Source organism: Bradyrhizobium sp. CSA112 (genome assembly GCF_029051645.1).
Classification (GTDB): Bacteria; Pseudomonadota; Alphaproteobacteria; order Rhizobiales; family Xanthobacteraceae; genus Bradyrhizobium.
Window position 1 is genome coordinate 1 of record NZ_JAACFS010000091.1, and the last position, 2,142, is coordinate 2,142.

Sequence of the window (2,142 nt, forward strand, 5' to 3'; positions counted from 1 at the left end):
TCCAGCGGCAGATAGGCGCCGCCCGCCTTCAGGATCGCCAAGAGCCCCACCACCATCGCCAGGCTACGCTGAAGGCAGATCGCCACCGGCTGATCCGGCCTGACCCCGAGCGCGATCAGATGATGCGCCAGCCGGTTGGCCCGCGCATTGAGCTCGCCATAGCTCAGGCGCTCGTCCTCATGGACGAGGGCGACCGCTTCGGGTGCGCGCCGGACCTGTTGCTCGAACAGTTCATGGATGCACCGCTCCGACGGATAGGCCGCCGCCGTCCGGTTCAACTCCTCCAGCAGATACGCGCGCTCAGCGGACGGCAGGATGTCGAGCTCGCGCACCGGCGTGTTGGGGGCATGCTCCAGCGCCTCCGCCAGTTGCTCGAGCGCCCGCTGCATGTAGCCGCAGACCCGATCCGCAGAGACAGGCTCCGCCACCTGCGCCGTCAGCCCGAGCGCTTCGCCATAATCCTCCACCGACAGGGTCACGGGATAGTTGGTGCGCTCCTCGCCGCCCAGCCATTCCATCCCCGACAGGACATCATCCGTTCCGGAGCCGGGCGTGGCCGCCGGCCTGTTATGGCGGTAGTTCAACAGCGCGCTGAACAGCGGCGCCGGCGCCGCAACGCCGCTGCAGCGTTGCGCCAGCGCCAGCGAGGCATGCTCGTGCGCCAGCAGCTCGGAAAGCTGCGCATGGGTGCTGCGCACGCTCGCCGCAACCCCGGTGCCGTCGAGATCAAACCGCAGCGGCAGGGTGTTGATGAACAGGCCCATGGTGCGGTCGGCACCGGCGCCGCCATGCATCCGGCCAAACAGCACCGTGCCGAACACCACCTGCTCGCGGCCGCTGCTGCGCGCCACCACCTGCCCCCAGGCCAGATGGCACAGGCTGGCCAGGCTCACCCCGAGCCGCCGCGCCTGTTCGCGCAGCCGCTCGTTGAGCGCCTGCGGCAGCACCCGATGCGCCTCGCCGACGCCGCTGCCGTCGCCGTAGACCTCGCTTAGCCCGAACGGCATGGTCGGCTCGTCGATGTCGGCCAGCAGCCCCCGGAAGAACTCTTCATGCGCCTTGGCATCAACAGCAAGACGCGCCTGCGCCACCAGATTGCGGAATGGCAGCGGCGCGGCCAGTTCATAGGCCCGCCCCGCCAGCATGGCCCGCACCTCGGCATGCATCACGTCCAGCGTCGTGTGATCCCCGATCAAATGATGCTGCAGCTCCAAAAGCAGCCAGCGCCCGCTGCCGGGCTCGCGCGCGGTCACAAACCGCAACAAGGGCGCCCGGCCAAGATCGATGCGGTGCTGGCGCGGATCAAACCGGCGCCGGAGCTCATCGGCGCCGGGACAATCATAGCCATCCAGCTCGACCTCGCTCACCTCCAGCGGCGCACGACGCCACACCACCTGGGCCGGGCTCGACAGCCCCTCCCAGACAAAGGCCGTGCGCAGAATGTCGTGCCGATCCACCACCCGCTGAACCGCACCAAGATAGCGATCCAACAGGCCACGGTCGGCAAACGCCATCTGCGACACCAGCAGATAGGGATCGCCCCGGCTGGTCAGCAGATGATGGAACAGGATGCCGTCCTGCAGCGGCGACAGGCCATAAATGTCCTGGATGTTGCCGACGCCACCAGGCACCGTGGCGACGATCCGGTCGATCTCGCCCTGCGTCAGCTCGATCAGCGGCAGCATCTGCGGCGTGATCGCCGTACTCTGCTCGGTGATCAGGTTGGCAGGCACCGCCACCTCGTGATGGCTGCCCAGGCTTGCGGCAAGATCGGCCAGCACCGGCCTGGCGAATAGGGTGCGCACCTCCACCCCGAGCGACAACCGCCGCAGCCGGCTCAAGAGCTGCACCGCCAGGAGCGAGTGGCCGCCGAGCTCGAAGAAGTGGTCGTGGCGTCCGACCCGCTCGACCCCGAGAAGCTCCGCCCAGATCTCTGCCAGCGCCGTCTCGATCGCGCCGCGCGGCGCCGCATAGGCTGCCCGCACATAGGCATCGTCGGCCGGCGCCGGCAGTGCCTTGCGGTCGAGCTTGCCGTTCACCGTCAGCGGCAGCCCCGATAGCCGCACGAACGCCGACGGCACCATGTAGTCCGGCAGCCGCGCACTTAAGTGCGCCCGCAAGGCGCCGGCCAGCCCGCCTCCA

1 protein-coding gene is annotated in these 2,142 nt (G+C 68.8%); it reads right to left on the reverse strand.

Annotated elements, in window-relative coordinates; translation table 11 throughout:
• Window positions 1-2,142 (reverse strand): condensation domain-containing protein (locus GWE18_RS41745; RefSeq protein WP_275191280.1); only part of this gene is annotated, 2,142 nt, incomplete at both ends.